Genomic DNA, 14,334 nt, shown 5'->3' on the forward strand with positions numbered 1-14,334 from the left:
CGCGATACCAGGCCATCTCCATGTAGGAGCGGCCTTGCGTCGCGATGGGCCGCAAAGCGGCCCCGGCATTACTGAATCCACTCACCTTTTTCCTGCAACCGCCATCCCACCCACCCCAACGTCACTGCCCGCAACCCCATGAACCCGAGAAACGCCAACCACAACCCATGGTTGCCAAACCCACTCATGAGCACCCCCAAGGGCAGCGCAATCACCACCGAAACCAACATCGCATTACGCATCTCCCGCGCCCGGGTCGCGCCTATGAACAAGCCATCCAGCAAATAACTCCACACCGCAATCAACGGCAGCAATGCCAGGTACGGCAGGTACGGATAAGCCGCTGCCCGCACACTCTCGATGTCGGTCTGCAAATCGATGAACAGGTGCCCGCCCAGCAGGAACAACCCGGCAAACCCCAGGCTGATGATCAGCGACCAGCCACAGGCCACCACCAGCGAGCGGCGCAATGTGTCGCGGTCGCGGGCGCCAATGGCATGGCCGCACAGGGCCTCTACCGCGTGCGCCAACCCGTCAAGCGCATAGGCAGTCAGCAGCAGGCCGTTGAGCAGCAGGGCATTGGCCGCCACGGTGGCTTCGCCCAGACGAGCGCCTTGCACGGTGATCAGCAGGAACACCAGTTGCAGCGCCAGGCTGCGCAGGAAGATGTCGCGGTTCACCGCCAGCAGCGGTCGCCAGGCCTGCCAGCGCTTGAGCGCCGCCCACACGATCTGCCCCGGGTAGGCGCGCAGGGCCGGGCGAGTCAGGGCCAGGCCGAGCAGGGCGGCGCTCCATTCTGCAATCACCGACGCCCGCGCCGAACCTAGCACGCCCCAGCCCAGGCCAAGCACGAACCACAGGTTCAAGGCGATGTTCAGCAGGTTGGTGGTCAGCAGGATGGCCAGTGGCGCCCGCGCGTTCTGGGTGCCGAGGAACCAGCCGACCAGGGCGTAGCTGGCCAGTGCCGCGGGCAGGCCAAGCAAGCGGGTATGGAAGAAGTCTTCGGTGGCTTGCTGCAGGGCCGCGCTGGGTTGCATCGCGTGCAGCGCCAGCTGGCTGAAGGGCAGGGCCAGCAGGCCGATCAGCAGGGCGAAGCCGACCGCCAGCAACAGCCCTTGTACCAGTACCTGGCGCAACGCTGCACCGTCGCCTCGGCCGGCGGCCTGGGCGGCGAAGCCGGTGGAGCCCATGCGCAGGAAGCCCATCAGGCCAACCATGAAGGTGAACAGCGTGGCGCCCACGGCTACGGCACCCAACTGGTGGGCGTGGGGGAGGTGGCCGATGACCGTGCTGTCGACCAGGGCTACCAGCGGCACGGAGATGTTGGACAGGATCATCGGCGCGGCCAGGGCCCAGACCTTGTGGTGGGTGGGGCGGTGCTGCCAGTCGGTGGTCAGTGAGGTCATCGGGCGTCCTGGGGAATCCTGGGGCTGCTGCGCAGCCCTTTCGCGACACAAGGCCGCTCCTACAGGAACCGCAAGGCCTTCCAGGTTGCCGCGGTCTCTGTAGGAGCGACCTTGTGTCGCGAAAGGGGCGCAAAGCGCCCCCCGCTTTTCTAAATTGCCAGCAGTGTACCGGCCATGCAGCTAATTCGCGCGACCATAGTTGCGCTATAGTTGCTGCCCTCACGTACACGCTGCCAAAGAGTTCTACTCCATGTTCAACAAAGGATTGTTGCTGGCCTGCGCGCTGGCTTTGCTCAGTGCCTGTGACTCTTCGACGCCGGACAAGCCGGCGCCATCCCAAAAGCCGGCGGCCACAGCGCCCGCCGCCACCCCGGCACCCCAACGCGAAGACCAGGCCGTACTCGCCAAACGCTACGAGGGCCGCGAGCTGACGGTGCTGGATGTTTCCGAAGTGCAGCTCGATGGCGCCGCGACGCTGTCGATCAGCTTCTCCGCGCCGCTGGATGCCAAGCAGGACTTCGCCAGCAAAGTGCACCTGGTCGACACCGTCAAAGGCAAGCTCGACGGCGCCTGGGAACTGTCCGATAACCAGATGGAGCTGCGTCTGCGCCATCTGGAGCCGCAGCGCAAGCTGGTGCTGACCGTCGACAAGGGCCTGCTGGCGGTCAATGGCAAGCAACTGGACAGCGAGTCGATCAGCCGCCTGGAAACCCGCGACATGCAGCCGACCATCGGCTTCGCCAGCCGCGGTTCGCTGCTGCCCACGCGCCTGGCCGAGGGCCTGCCGGTGATCGCCCTCAACGTCGACAAGGTCGATGTCGAGTTCTTCCGCGTGAAGCCGGACATGCTCTCGACCTTCCTGGTCAACTGGGGGCGCAACAGCAGCCTTTACTACTACCAGTCCAAGGAAACCCTGGACATGGCCGATCTGGTCTACAGCGGCCGCTTCGACCTCAACCCCGCACGCAACACCCGCGAGACCGTGCTGCTGCCGATCGCCGGCATCAAGCCGCTGCAGGAGCCAGGCGTGTACCTGGCGGTGATGCGAGCCTCGGGCACTTACGACTACTCGCAACCAGCGACCCTGTTCACTCTCAGCGACATCGGTGTGTCCGCGCATCGCTACCGTGACCGCCTCGATGTGTTCGCCCAGGCCCTGGAAGGTGGCAAGGCGATGAACGGCGTCAACCTGGAAATCCATGACGACAAGGGCAAGCTGCTGGCTCAGGCCAGCACCGACAGCGATGGCCACGCCCAGCTGCCGATCACGCCCAAGGCCGACACCCTGATCGCCACCCAGGGCGTGCACACCACCCTGCTGCGCCTGAGCAGCGCGGCGCTGGACCTGGCCGAGTTCGACATCACCGGCCCGCAGGCCAACCCGCTGCAGTTCTTCATCTTCGGCCCGCGTGACCTGTATCGCCCCGGTGAAACGGTGTTGCTCAACGGCCTGCTGCGCGACCAGGACGGCAAGCCGGTCAAGGCGCAGCCAGTGAGCGTGGAAGTGCGTCGCCCGGATGAGCAGGTCAGCCGCAAGTTCGTCTGGGAAGCCGACGGCAATGGCCTGTACCAGTACCAGCTGCAGCTGGCCAGCGAGGCCCCGACCGGCCGCTGGCAACTGCTGCTCGACCTGGGGGGCGGGCGCAAGCAGGTGTATGAATTTCTCGTCGAAGACTTCCTGCCCGAGCGCCTGGCGCTGGAACTCAAAGGCAGCAGCAAACCGTTGTCTCCGGATCAGGATGCGCGTATCCAGGTCAATGGCCGTTACCTTTACGGCGCCCCGGCTGCCGGCAACCGCCTGAGCGGCCAGGCCTATGTTCGCCCGCTGCGCGAGGCGGTACCGGCGCTGCCTGGCTACCAGTTCGGCTCGGTCACCGAAACCGAGCTGAACCAGGACCTGGAGCTGGACGAAGTTACCCTCGACCAGGCCGGCAAGGCCGTGGTCGATATCGAAAGCCGCTGGGCCGAAGCCCGCTCGCCGCTGCAACTGACCGTGCAGGCCAGCCTGCAGGAGTCCGGTGGCCGGCCGATTACCCGCCGCCTGGAACAACCCATCTGGCCGGCCGAGCGCCTGCCGGGCCTGCGTGGCCTGTTCGACGGCGAGGAAACCGACAGTGACGGGCCGGTGGAGTTCGAGTTCCTGGTGGCCGACCGCAACGGCAAGAAACTGGCGGCCAACGACCTCAAGGTGCGGCTGGTGCGCGAGCGCCGCGACTACTACTGGAACTACTCGCAGAGCGATGGCTGGAGCTACGCCTACAACGAGAAGTTCCTGACCCAGAGCGAAGAGACCGTAAGCGTCAAGGCCGGCTCCACCGCCAAGCTGAGCTTCCAGGTGGAATGGGGCCCTTACCGTGTCGAGGTGGAGGACCCGGAGACGGGCCTGGTGTCCAGCGCGCGCTTCTGGGCAGGCTATCGCGCCCAGGACAACGCCGAAGGCGGCGCGGTGCGGCCGGACCAGGTCAAGCTGGCGCTGGACAAACCGGCCTACGCCGACGGCGCTACCGCCAAGGTCACCGTCACCCCGCCCGCAGCCGGCAGTGGCTACCTGATGATCGAGTCCAGCGATGGCCCGCTGTGGTGGCAGGAGATCGACGTTCCCGCCGAGGGCAAGACGTTCGATGTGCAACTGGACAAGCAGTGGGCACGCCATGACCTGTACATCAGCGCGCTGGTGATCCGCCCGGGTGAGCGCAAGGCCAACGCCACGCCGAAACGCGCGGTGGGCGTGCTGCACCTGCCGCTGAACCGCGCCGAACGCAAGCTGGCGGTGAGCCTGCAGGCTCCGGAAAAAATGCGCCCGAAACAGCCGCTGACCGTGAAGATCAAGGCTGCAAATGCCGATGGCAGCGTGCCTGAACGGGTGCATGTGCTGTTGTCGGCGGTGGACGTGGGCATCCTCAACATCACCGACTTCAAGACCCCCGACCCATTCGCCAGCCTGTTCGGGCGCAAGGCTTACGGTGCTGACCAGCTGGATATCTACGGCCAGTTGATCGAAGCCGGCCAGGGCCGCCTGGCCAGCCTGGCATTTGGTGGTGACGCAGCGATGGCCAAGGGTGGCAAGCGCCCCAACACCACGGTGACCATCGTCGCCCAGCAGAGCCTGCCGGTGACCCTGGACGACAAGGGCGAGGGCCAGGCCACGGTCGATATCCCCGACTTCAATGGCGAACTGCGGCTGATGGCCCAGGCCTGGACCGAGGAACAGTTCGGCATGGCCGAAGGCAAGACCGTGGTCGCCGCGCCGCTGATCGCCGAACTCTCGGCGCCGCGTTTCCTGGCCGGTGGCGACCGTACCAGCCTGGCGCTGGACCTGGCCAACCTGTCTGGTCGTGCCCAGCAACTGAATGTTGAAATCAGCACCGAAGGGCAGCTGAGCCTGGCGGCCAACGCCGTGCAAAACGTAGCCCTGGCTGAAGGCCAGCGCTCGACGCTGATGATCCCGGTACAGGCCCAGGGTGGCTTGGGGCAGGGCAAGGTACATGTGCGGGTTACTGGCCTGCAGCTGCCGAACGAGCCGACCGGCGCGTTCGAACGCGAGTGGACGCTGGGCGTGCGCCCGGCCTACCCGGCGATGCTCAAGCACTACCGCGTGGCCTTGAAGGACCAGCCATGGACCCTGCCTGAAGCAGACCTGGCCGCCTTCGAACCCGCCGGGCTTGAAGGCAGCCTGGCCTTGTCGAGCCGGCCACCGCTGAACCTGGCCGAGCAGATCCGTGCCCTCGAAGCCTACCCCTACGGTTGCCTGGAGCAGACCACCAGCGGCCTCTACCCGTCGCTGTACGCCGATGCCGACAGCCTCAAGCGCCTGGGCATCAAGGGCGAGCCAGCCGATGTGCGCAAGCGCAAGATCGAGATGGGTATCGAGCACCTGCTGGGCATGCAGCGCTACAACGGCAGCTTCGGCCTTTGGAGCTCGGACAGCGAGGAAGAATACTGGCTGACCGCCTATGTCACCGACTTCCTGCTGCGCGCCCGTGACCAAGGCTATGGTGTGCCGGCCGAAGCGCTGAAGAAGGCCAGCGAGCGCCTGCTGCGCTACCTGCAGGAGCGCAACCTGATCGAAGTCGACTACAGCGAGAACGCCGAACACACCCGCTTCGCCGTGCAGGCCTATGCGGCATTGGTGCTGTCGCGCAGCCAGCAGGCGCCTCTGGGGGCACTGCGCGGCTTGTTCGAACGCCGCGCCGACGCCCGCTCTGGCCTGCCACTTGTGCAACTGGCGGTGGCGCTGGACAAGATGGGCGACAAGCCGCGTGCCGAGCAGGCCCTGCAGGCGGGCCTGGGCATCAGCCGCGGTAAAGGCTGGATGGCCGACTATGGTAGCGCCCTGCGCGACCAGGCACTGATCCTGGCGCTGCTGCAGGAAAGCAACCTGGCCAGCCGCCAGGTCGACCAGCGGCTGTTCGCCCTGTCGGATGAGCTGGCGGCCAACCGCTGGCTGTCGACCCAGGAGCGCAATGCGCTGTTCCTGGCCGGCCGTGGCCTGCTGGGCAAACCGGAAGGCCAGTGGCAGGCGCGCCTGGACAGCGCGGGTGAAGTGCGCGAGTTCAACAATGCCGAGTCTGGCATGAAGCTCGAAGGCCCGTTGCTGGCTTCGCCATTGAGTGTGCAGAACCAAGGCAGCGAGACGCTGTACCAGCAACTGACCTTGTCGGGTTACCCACGCCAGGCGCCTGCGGCCGGTGGCAACGGCATGCAGATCCGCCGTGAGTACCTGGGCATGAATGGTCAGCCGTTGGACCTGCATAACCTGCGCAGCGGCGACCTGGTGCTGGTGCACCTGGCGCTCAAGGCTGAAGACCGGGTGCCGGATGCGCTGGTGGTGGACTTGCTACCGGCGGGCCTGGAGCTGGAAAACCAGAACCTGGCGCAAAGTGCCGCCAGCCTGGAAAACGCCAGCAGTGCGGTGAAGGAATGGCGCGAATCGATGCAGAACGCCAGCGTGGTGCACCAGGAGTATCGGGATGATCGTTACGTCGCCGCGCTCAAGCTGGACAGCTATGGCACCACCCACCTGCTGTACCTGGCTCGGGCGGTGACCCCGGGCACCTATCGCGTGCCGCCGCCGCAGGTTGAATCGATGTACCGGCCAAACCTGCAGGCCGTGGGGGATGGGCAAGGGGAGATGACCGTAAAAGCCCGCTAGAATTTTGTCGCCTTTACCGGCCTCATCGCCGGCAAGCCAGCTCCCACAGGATGGAGCATGGCTTGAGGGCGACGCGGTCGAGGTGGGAGCTGGCTTGCCGGCGATTGGGCCGCAACGCGGCCCCCGGCCTTGTTCAGTGTATCACCCAGCTCATCACCCACAACCCCAGCAACAGCCAGATGATCCCGAGGATGATCGAGGCGCGCATGAACGCGCGGATTGCCGAGTACAGCAGCACCAGCCCGATGATCAGGGCGAGGATGCTGAGCAGCGAGGTCTCCATGCCCAAGGTGCGCGCCAGGCCATCGATGAAATTGCCACCGGCATTGGCCAGCAGGTTGAACAGCCCGCTCAATGCGTCGACGATGAAGCGGATCAATGACCCCAGCGCCTGGCCCAGCCACTCGAAAAAACCTTCTACATGCATAGTTGCTTCCTGATGAACGAATCGGCGATGTTGCCGTTCCCAAGCCTTTGGCCATCACCTGGCCAGGTCGGTTCCCGATGCCAAGCTTAACGCGGCCGCATACCCGTGCGGGCAGGCTGTTGCGCGCCACGGCGATCGGCATGCTGGTGCTGTTCGGCCTGTTGTGGCTGGCCGACCGCCTATGGCCGCTGCCCATGCCCGGAGACGACCTGGCCCGCGTCGTGCTGGCCGAGGACGGCACGCCGTTGTGGCGCTTTGCCGATGCCGATGGCGTATGGCGCTACCCGGTCAGCTCCGACGAAGTCTCGCCGCTGTATCTGCAGGCGCTGCTCACCTACGAAGACCGCTGGTTCTACAGCCACCCCGGAGTCAACCCGCTGGCCCTGGCTCGCGCTGCCTGGCTGAACCTGCGTGGCGGGCGTGTGGTGTCGGGCGGCAGCACGCTGTCGATGCAGGTCGCACGCCTGCTCGACCCGCATGAGCGCACCCTGGCCGGCAAGCTGCGCCAACTATGGCGCACGGCGCAGCTGGAATGGCACTTGTCCAAGCGCGAAATCCTGCAGATCTACCTGGACCGCGCGCCCTTCGGCGGCACCCTGCAGGGCGTGGCGGCGGCCAGCTGGGCCTACCTTGGCAAGTCGCCCATGCACCTGACCCCGGCCGAAGCGGCACTGCTGGCCGTGCTGCCCCAGGCGCCCAGCCGCTTGCGCCCGGACCGTCACCCCGAGCGTGCGCAGCGCGCCCGGGACAAGGTGCTGCAACGCCTGGCCGAATACCAGGTGTGGCCGGCTCAGCAAATCCGTGAGGCTGCCGAAGAGCCGCTTGTACTGGCGCCACGTCAGGAGCCGGCTCTCGCGCCGTTGCTGGCCCGGCGCCTGAACAGCGCCGACAGCCCGCCGCTGATCCGTACCACGCTCGACGCCGCACTGCAGCGGCGCCTCGAAGACCTGCTGCTGGGCTGGCGGGCACGGCTGCCGGAGCGCACCTCCGCCGCCATCCTGGTGGTCGATGCGCAGACGATGGCGGTGCGTGCCTACCTGGGTTCTATCGACCTGGCCGACGAGCGCCGCTTCGGGCATGTCGACATGGTGCGTTCGTTGCGCTCGCCGGGCTCCACTCTAAAGCCGTTCCTCTACGGCATGGCACTGGATGATGGCCTGATCCATTCCGAGTCGTTGTTGCAGGATGTGCCGCGACGCTATGGCGACTACCGCCCCGGCAACTTCTCCATGGGCTTCAGCGGGCCGGTGTCGGCCAGTTCGGCGCTTGCGCTGTCGCTCAACCTGCCGGCGGTGCAGCTGTTGGAGGCCTATGGTCCGAAACGCTTTGCCGCGCAACTGCGCATGGCGGGCATGCCGCTGATATTGCCGCCTCTGGCAGAGCCCAACCTGTCGTTGATCCTGGGTGGTGCGGGCAGCCGCCTGGAGGACCTGGTGGGTGGCTACGCTGCGCTGGCGCGGGGTGGCAATAGTGCGAGGGTGCGCCTGCAACCACAGGATCCGTTGCTGGAACGGCGCCTGCTGTCGCCAGGGGCGGCGTGGATCATCCGGCGCATCCTCAGCGGCCAGGCGCGCCCCGACCGCGACCCGCATGCCGAGCTGGTGCAACGCCCGCAACTGGCGTGGAAGACGGGCACAAGCTACGGCTTTCGCGATGCCTGGTCGATCGGCGTGGGCCCGCGCTACCTGATCGGCGTATGGATTGGCCGCCCCGATGGCACACCGGTCCCCGGCCAATTCGGGCTGGCTTCGGCAGCGCCGCTGATGCTGCAGGTGCACGACCTGCTGAGCAACCGTGACAGCCAGCGTGGCATCAGCGTGCCGGTGGAGCGGGTGCCGGCGAACGTCGGCGTGGCTGCGATCTGTTGGCCACTGGGCCAGCCGATGAGCAAAAAGGACCCCAACTGCCGGCGTCAGCGTTTCGCCTGGACTTTGGACGGCACTACGCCGCCAACCCTGCAGGCCGCCGACCAGCCACTCGGCCTGGGCCTGCGCGAAAGCGTATGGGTCAACGACCAGGGGCTGCGCGTCGATGGCAGTTGCCCGGGCGCCAAGGCCCGCGATATCGCCCTATGGCCCGCCCCGCTGGAGCCTTGGCTGCCACGTGTGGAGCGGCGTGCGGCGCGCCTGCCGGCCATCGACCCGGCCTGCCCGCCGCAGGTGCCGGCCAGCGCGCCACCGCTTTCGATCGTGGGCGTGCGCCCAGGCGACAACCTGCGCCGCCCGGCCACCAGCAGCGAGCCGTTGCAACTGCATGTGTCGGCACTGGGCGGCGGCGGTCGGCGCTGGTGGTTCCTCAACGGCCAGCCATTGGGCGAAACCCAGGGCCAGGACAGCCTGCTGGTGCGCTTCCAACAGGTAGGCCAGGCCGAAATCAGCGCGCTGGATGAAAGCGGCGAGACGGCGCGCGTGGCGTTCCAGATCAGCGAGTAGCCGTTCGACGAGGGCCGAGGCAGCACCTACGCTTGCAGGTAACGGGTGTGACCGGCTGGCGCCCCTGATGCCTGACAGTCAAGCAATTTGGGGCCGCTTGCGGCCCTTCGCGGGCGCGCCCGCTCCCACAGGTTTGGTGCTGGGTTCAGGAAAGCGCGATCTCGGTGGGAGCGGGCGCGCCCGCGAAGGGCTGCAACGCAGCCCCAGGGAACATGGAGCGCCCTATGCGTCCTCTGGCCGTGCCCCTATTGTTGCTGCCTTGGGCACTTGCGGCCCATGCCGAGCCTTTGCCGGGTTTTCTCGACAGCCATGAGTACGAACGTCGCCTGCCCAGCGCCAACCTTCCAATAGACGCCTACCGCCCGGTCAGCGCTCACCTGCAGCTGGCTGGGGTGGAGGGTGACAGCCCCGCGTGGGCGCCTGCGAATACCCCGCTGGTGCTGCATAAAGTGCGCTTCGAAGGCGGCACGGTGTTCCCCTTGAGCGACCTGCGCGAACACTACCAACCGCTGATCGGGCGCCAGACCACGTTGGGCGAGCTGCAGCAGTACACCGCGCGCCTGACCCAGCGCTATCGGCAGGAAGGCTACCTGTTGTCGTACGCCTACCTGCCGCCGCAGGAAGTGGCCGATGGCCGGGTCAATGTGGTGCTGGTCGAAGGTTATATCCGTGATTACCGCGTGGACGGCGATATCGGCCCGGCCGGCGCCTATCTGCATCAGCTGCTGGAGCGGCTTGCCACCGAGCGCCCGCTGACCCGAGAAACGCTGGAGCGCTACCTGGGCCTGGCCAAGCGCCTGCCGGGGGTAACGATAGAGCCGCAGCTGGCCGTGGCGCAAACCGCTGATGGTGCTGCGCGGTTGACTGTGCATGCGCAGCGCAAGCCGTTCAGCGCTGCTGTTATCGTTGCTGATGGCAACCGCGACGATGCGCAGGCGCTGCTGACGGCAACCAGCCACGCCCAGACCCGCTTTGCCGAACAGATCGAGGCCAGCCTGTTGCTGCCGCCGGGGGATGACCAGGTGCATTACCAGCGCCTGGCCTACAGCCAGTACCTGGACGCGGGCGGCAGCCAGCTGCTGCTGTCGGCTTCGCGCTACCGCAGCGAACCCGGCACGCGGATTCGTCTGGACGATGGCCGTGACATCACCCGCAAGCGCGACAGCGATCGCTATGCGATCGGCCTGCGCCAGCCGGTGATCGTCAGGCCGGATGAATGGATGGTGGTGCAGGGGCAGGTGTATTCGGTCAGTGAGCACTTCGAGGACCGGGTAGATGGGTTGCCATCGGCACGGGACTACGACACCTACGTGCGTGCGCTGTCATTCGAGGGCGACTGGCGCAAGGTGGAAGAGGGCCGTTTGCGCATCGTCAGCGCCGGGGTCTATCAGGGCCTGGATTATCTGGGGGCGCGTAGCGATGCCGACTACGATCTGGATTTTCTGCGGTTGCGGCTTTCCGGCTTGCAGAGCAACACGTTGCTAGGTAACTGGCAGGGGGTGGTGTCCGGGGCGTTGTACTGGAGCGATGACCAGCTGCCTGACAGCGAGCGTGCGGGATTTGGCGGGCAAAATTTCGGCCGTGGCTACCCGCGCGACCAGGCGGACGGCGACAAGGGCTGGGGTTTGGCTTACGAGGTGAACTACAGCATGCACGGCAGCTGGCTGGCGTTGGTGCAGCCCTATGTGGTGGTGGACACGGCGCAGGCATGGCATAACCGAGGGCCTGTGGAGGATGCCCACCTGGCTTCGGCGGCGCTTGGGGTGCGATTGGGCGATGGGCGCTTGTTCAATGTGGCGCTGGAGGTGGCCAAGCCTTTGGCCGATGTGGCATTGGACAGCCTGGACCGCGCGCCGCGCGTGACGTTAAAACTGGCTATCCAGTTGTAACAGGTGAACCGAGGATCTGTAGGAGCAGCCTTGTGCTGCAAAGAGGCCATTTCAGGCGCAATCTTTTGTATGCCATGAGGGCCCTTTCGCAGCGCAAGGCTGCTCCTACAAAAAAGCGGTGTGCCTACCGGTCACTCAATGGGTAGTAAACCGCTGATGCACCGGCGACGAACTGGGTGTCAGTGCCAGTGCCAGCTGGGTGCGGTTGTGCATGTGGGTCAGGCGCAGCACCTGCGACACATACAGCTTCACGGTATTCTCGGTAATGCCCAGCTCACAGGCGATCTGGTAGTTGGTCTGGCCCTTGCCCACCAGGCGGGCTACTTCCAGCTGGCGTGGCGACAGCTTCTCGAACGCCGCTGGCAGTTCGCTTTCACTCTCGTCCACATCGCTGGCACGCCGGTGCATGCCCTGGCCCCGGGCTTTTTGCAGGTCCTGGTAAAGCTCGTCCATCGACTCTGCCAGCTCTTGCAGACGCTGGCTCAACCCGCCCAGCTCGCGGAAGCTGCGCTGGCGCTCCTGCACGGCCTGTTCCTGGCGGCGTACGCCCTCCAGCAGTTCATTGAGGTCCATGGGTTTCTGGTAGTAATCGGCAAAGCCCTCGCGCAACGCTCGGATCACATCCTGCTTCTCCGCTCGACCGGTCACCATGATGGCCTCGAACGCGCGCTGCCCGCCTTGTATCTTCAGTTCGCGGACCAGTTCAATACCATCACGACCAGGCATGTGCAGGTCACAGATGACCACGCCAATGGTCTCGTCTGCCAGGTAACGTTCCAGGGCTTCGTCAGTGGAGTGGGCCGGCAGGCAGCGGTAACCCTTGGTTTCGAGAAACTCACACAAATGTTCGACTATCACTGGTTGGTCATCGACCACCAATATCTTCACATCACTGAATGCTCTGGACACGATCAACTCCCTGTCGTTACGCGGTCCTGCTCCCGGGCCAAGCGCTCTGCAAACTAAAAATAGTCGGGGGTAGTGGATTTGTACAAATTACATATTCTGTACAGCCATCGGACCACGAGATTGCTCACTGGATCCATACAGCAGTCAAAAGAAAACCGGTGAGCACATAGGGGACGAACGCCTGCTTGTCACCCATTTCCTCGGTCAAAGCCTGCAAGCGCTTTTTTACCTTGGGGTTGAGCAACGTCCACAGGCGCCGGCGGGTAAGCAGCCACAGCAGCACGCTGACGCCGGCGCCGATGAAGGTGCCAAGCACGTATTGCGGGCTGGTGGCCAGGGCCAGGGCGCCCATCAGCTTGACGTCATCGGCACCGAAACGGCCGAGCATGTAGCCGGGCAGGGTCAGCAACATGACGATGGCCAGCGCCCATCCGGCATCGCTGGCATCGGCGCCGATCCAGCTGCGGCCAGTGGCGAAAAGCCAAGCCAGGGCACAGGCAGCCACACCCAGGGTGAGCATGTTGGATATCTGGCGTTGACGCACGTCCTGTTCGGAGCACAAGGCAAGCCACAGCAGGAGAACAATGCTTTGCATTGGCAGGTCGCCCTTCCCAAATGTTGAACACATCTACCCGGTCAGTCAGGTTTCCTTAAGTGAAGATAGACGGGAACCTGCGGGGAGTGGAGCGGGAGAGGGAAAAAGGCGTGGCCGGGATGGATTTTGTCGCTGTTGAAACAGGCCTCGCAGGCGACCCTTGTGGGAGCGGGTTCACCCGCGAACACCGGCAAAGCCGGTGCCATGCACCGCGTTGTTTTCTTCGCGGGTAAACCCGCTCCCACAGGGGCTGCGGTGCCTGCATAACCGCGCTCGGTGTTACTTCTTGCTCCCCGGCGGGTAGTTGGCCAACACCTTGGTCACGGTGTTCTGGATCGCGCTGTTGCGTTCCTCGGGGCTTGGCGGGTAGTTGTTCATGATCTGCTCGGCACTGCCGCGCCACACCAGCTTGCCGTCACGCCCATCGAACAGGTCGATCTGGATAGTGGCGACCTTGTAGTCGACGCTGCGAGTTTCGTTGTACATCGGGCCACCCCAGTAGCCGCCCCAGTAGCCTCCCCAGCCACCGCCGTAGTTGGTGGTGATCTGTTGCTGGCGCTGCTCGACGATCAGGTACGCGCGCACTGTCACGTCCGGCCGGGCGCCGCCTTGTACCGGGCGCAGGCCACGCTGGTCGAGTTGGCTTGCAACTGCCTGGCGAATGCGTTGCTCGGTGAGGTCGCTCTTGATTCGTGGGTCATCCGGGCGGTACTGCAGGCCCGGTTCCTGCCATGCCCAGCTGCGGTAGGCGGCAAAGTCACGGCTGGCATCGAAATCCTGCTGGACGTTATTGCTGGAGCAGGCGGCGAGCAACAACGCGAATGACAGTAGAACGAGACGGCGCAACATGATGGTTCTCCGTTGGATATCAACTGGGAGGATAGCCGTTGAGCGCCTTGTGCACAGAATCGCGCAGGGCGCTTTCGCGTTCACGCGGCGAGTCCTTGTCGCTGCCGCTTTCGGCACTGGCACTCCATACCGGCTGGCCGCTGCGGGCGTCGTACAGGTCGATACGCACCACCATCACCTGCACTTCGTAGGTGCGCACGATGGGCACGCTGGCATAGCCCCCATAGCCATGGCGGTAGCCGCCATAGCCGACACCGCCATAGGGATACGGGCCGTAGTAAGGGTCGTAGGCATCGTAGTCACGTACCTGGCGCAAGCGCTTTTCCAGGCGTATGTCGGCGCTGACCAGCAAGTCGCCGGGGCCGCCCCGGGCGGGACGCAGGCCATGCTGGTCCAGTGCGCCGCTGACGGCATCGGCCAGTTGCGCCGGGTCGGTATCGACCGAGCCACTGGGCAACTGGCCGTTGAGCCAGCTCCAGCTACGGTAGTGCCCGTAATCACGGGCCGGTGTCGGGTAGGCACTGGCATCGAAGGTGCTGGCCGCCTGGGCCGGTGCCGGTGGTAACGGGCGGCTGCTGGCCACGTAGGGGTTGCTGCCCTGGCAGCCAGCCAGGGCAAGCGGCAGCACGGCCAGGCACAACAGACGGTACGGCATGTATTCCTCCCGGCGGGCAG

Annotated in this window: 9 protein-coding genes; 3 read left to right on the plus strand and 6 right to left on the minus strand. The window is 65.4% G+C overall.

Going from position 1 to position 14,334, the window contains the following annotated elements; genetic code table 11:
* Positions 1-68 precede the first annotated feature (68 nt).
* On the minus strand, positions 69-1,406 hold the full coding sequence (locus GEV38_RS03285; RefSeq protein ID WP_015268819.1) for an MATE family efflux transporter: 1,338 nt from the start codon (positions 1,404-1,406) through the stop codon (positions 69-71).
* Between the two features lie 250 nt (positions 1,407-1,656).
* Between GEV38_RS03285 and GEV38_RS03290 the strand changes: the two genes are divergently transcribed.
* Entirely contained in the window at positions 1,657-6,558 is a 4,902-nt protein-coding gene (locus tag GEV38_RS03290) for an alpha-2-macroglobulin (protein ID WP_054572847.1), read from the plus strand.
* Positions 6,559-6,691: 133 nt separating this feature from the next.
* Here the strand turns inward: GEV38_RS03290 and GEV38_RS03295 are convergent, their stop codons facing one another.
* On the minus strand, positions 6,692-6,985 hold the full coding sequence (locus GEV38_RS03295; protein ID WP_013970720.1) for a hypothetical protein: 294 nt from the start codon (positions 6,983-6,985) through the stop codon (positions 6,692-6,694).
* 77 nt (positions 6,986-7,062) lie between these two features.
* Here GEV38_RS03295 and pbpC point away from each other — a divergent pair, with 77 nt between their 5' ends.
* Both pbpC and GEV38_RS03305 read left to right on the plus strand, forming a co-directional pair.
* On the plus strand, positions 7,063-9,417 hold the full coding sequence (pbpC, locus tag GEV38_RS03300) for a peptidoglycan glycosyltransferase PbpC (protein WP_054572848.1): 2,355 nt from the start codon (positions 7,063-7,065) through the stop codon (positions 9,415-9,417).
* A gap of 224 nt (positions 9,418-9,641) precedes the next feature.
* Positions 9,642-11,306: a ShlB/FhaC/HecB family hemolysin secretion/activation protein gene (locus GEV38_RS03305; protein ID WP_015268822.1), complete on the plus strand. Its 1,665-nt coding sequence runs from the start codon at positions 9,642-9,644 to the stop codon at positions 11,304-11,306.
* A 135-nt stretch (positions 11,307-11,441) separates the two neighbouring features.
* Here the strand turns inward: GEV38_RS03305 and GEV38_RS03310 are convergent, their stop codons facing one another.
* The 4 genes from GEV38_RS03310 to GEV38_RS03325 all read right to left on the minus strand — a co-directional run bounded on the left by GEV38_RS03310 (position 11,442) and on the right by GEV38_RS03325 (position 14,314).
* Positions 11,442-12,215, minus strand: a complete 774-nt coding sequence (locus GEV38_RS03310; protein ID WP_054572854.1) for a response regulator transcription factor — start codon at positions 12,213-12,215, stop codon at positions 11,442-11,444.
* Positions 12,216-12,339: 124 nt separating this feature from the next.
* Positions 12,340-12,810: a prepilin peptidase gene (locus GEV38_RS03315; protein ID WP_013970724.1), complete on the minus strand. Its 471-nt coding sequence runs from the start codon at positions 12,808-12,810 to the stop codon at positions 12,340-12,342.
* A 279-nt stretch (positions 12,811-13,089) separates the two neighbouring features.
* Positions 13,090-13,659 carry a DUF4136 domain-containing protein gene (locus tag GEV38_RS03320; protein WP_039614657.1) on the minus strand — a complete coding sequence of 190 codons (570 nt, stop codon included), beginning with the start codon at positions 13,657-13,659 and terminating at the stop codon, positions 13,090-13,092.
* 19 nt (positions 13,660-13,678) lie between these two features.
* The gene (locus tag GEV38_RS03325) at positions 13,679-14,314 is read right to left on the minus strand and encodes a DUF4136 domain-containing protein (protein ID WP_003257064.1); all 636 of its coding nucleotides are present in this window, start codon (positions 14,312-14,314) and stop codon (positions 13,679-13,681) included.
* Positions 14,315-14,334 lie beyond the last annotated feature (20 nt).

Source organism: Pseudomonas sp. 13159349, assembly GCF_013305685.1.
GTDB lineage: Bacteria > Pseudomonadota > Gammaproteobacteria > Pseudomonadales > Pseudomonadaceae > Aquipseudomonas > Aquipseudomonas asiatica.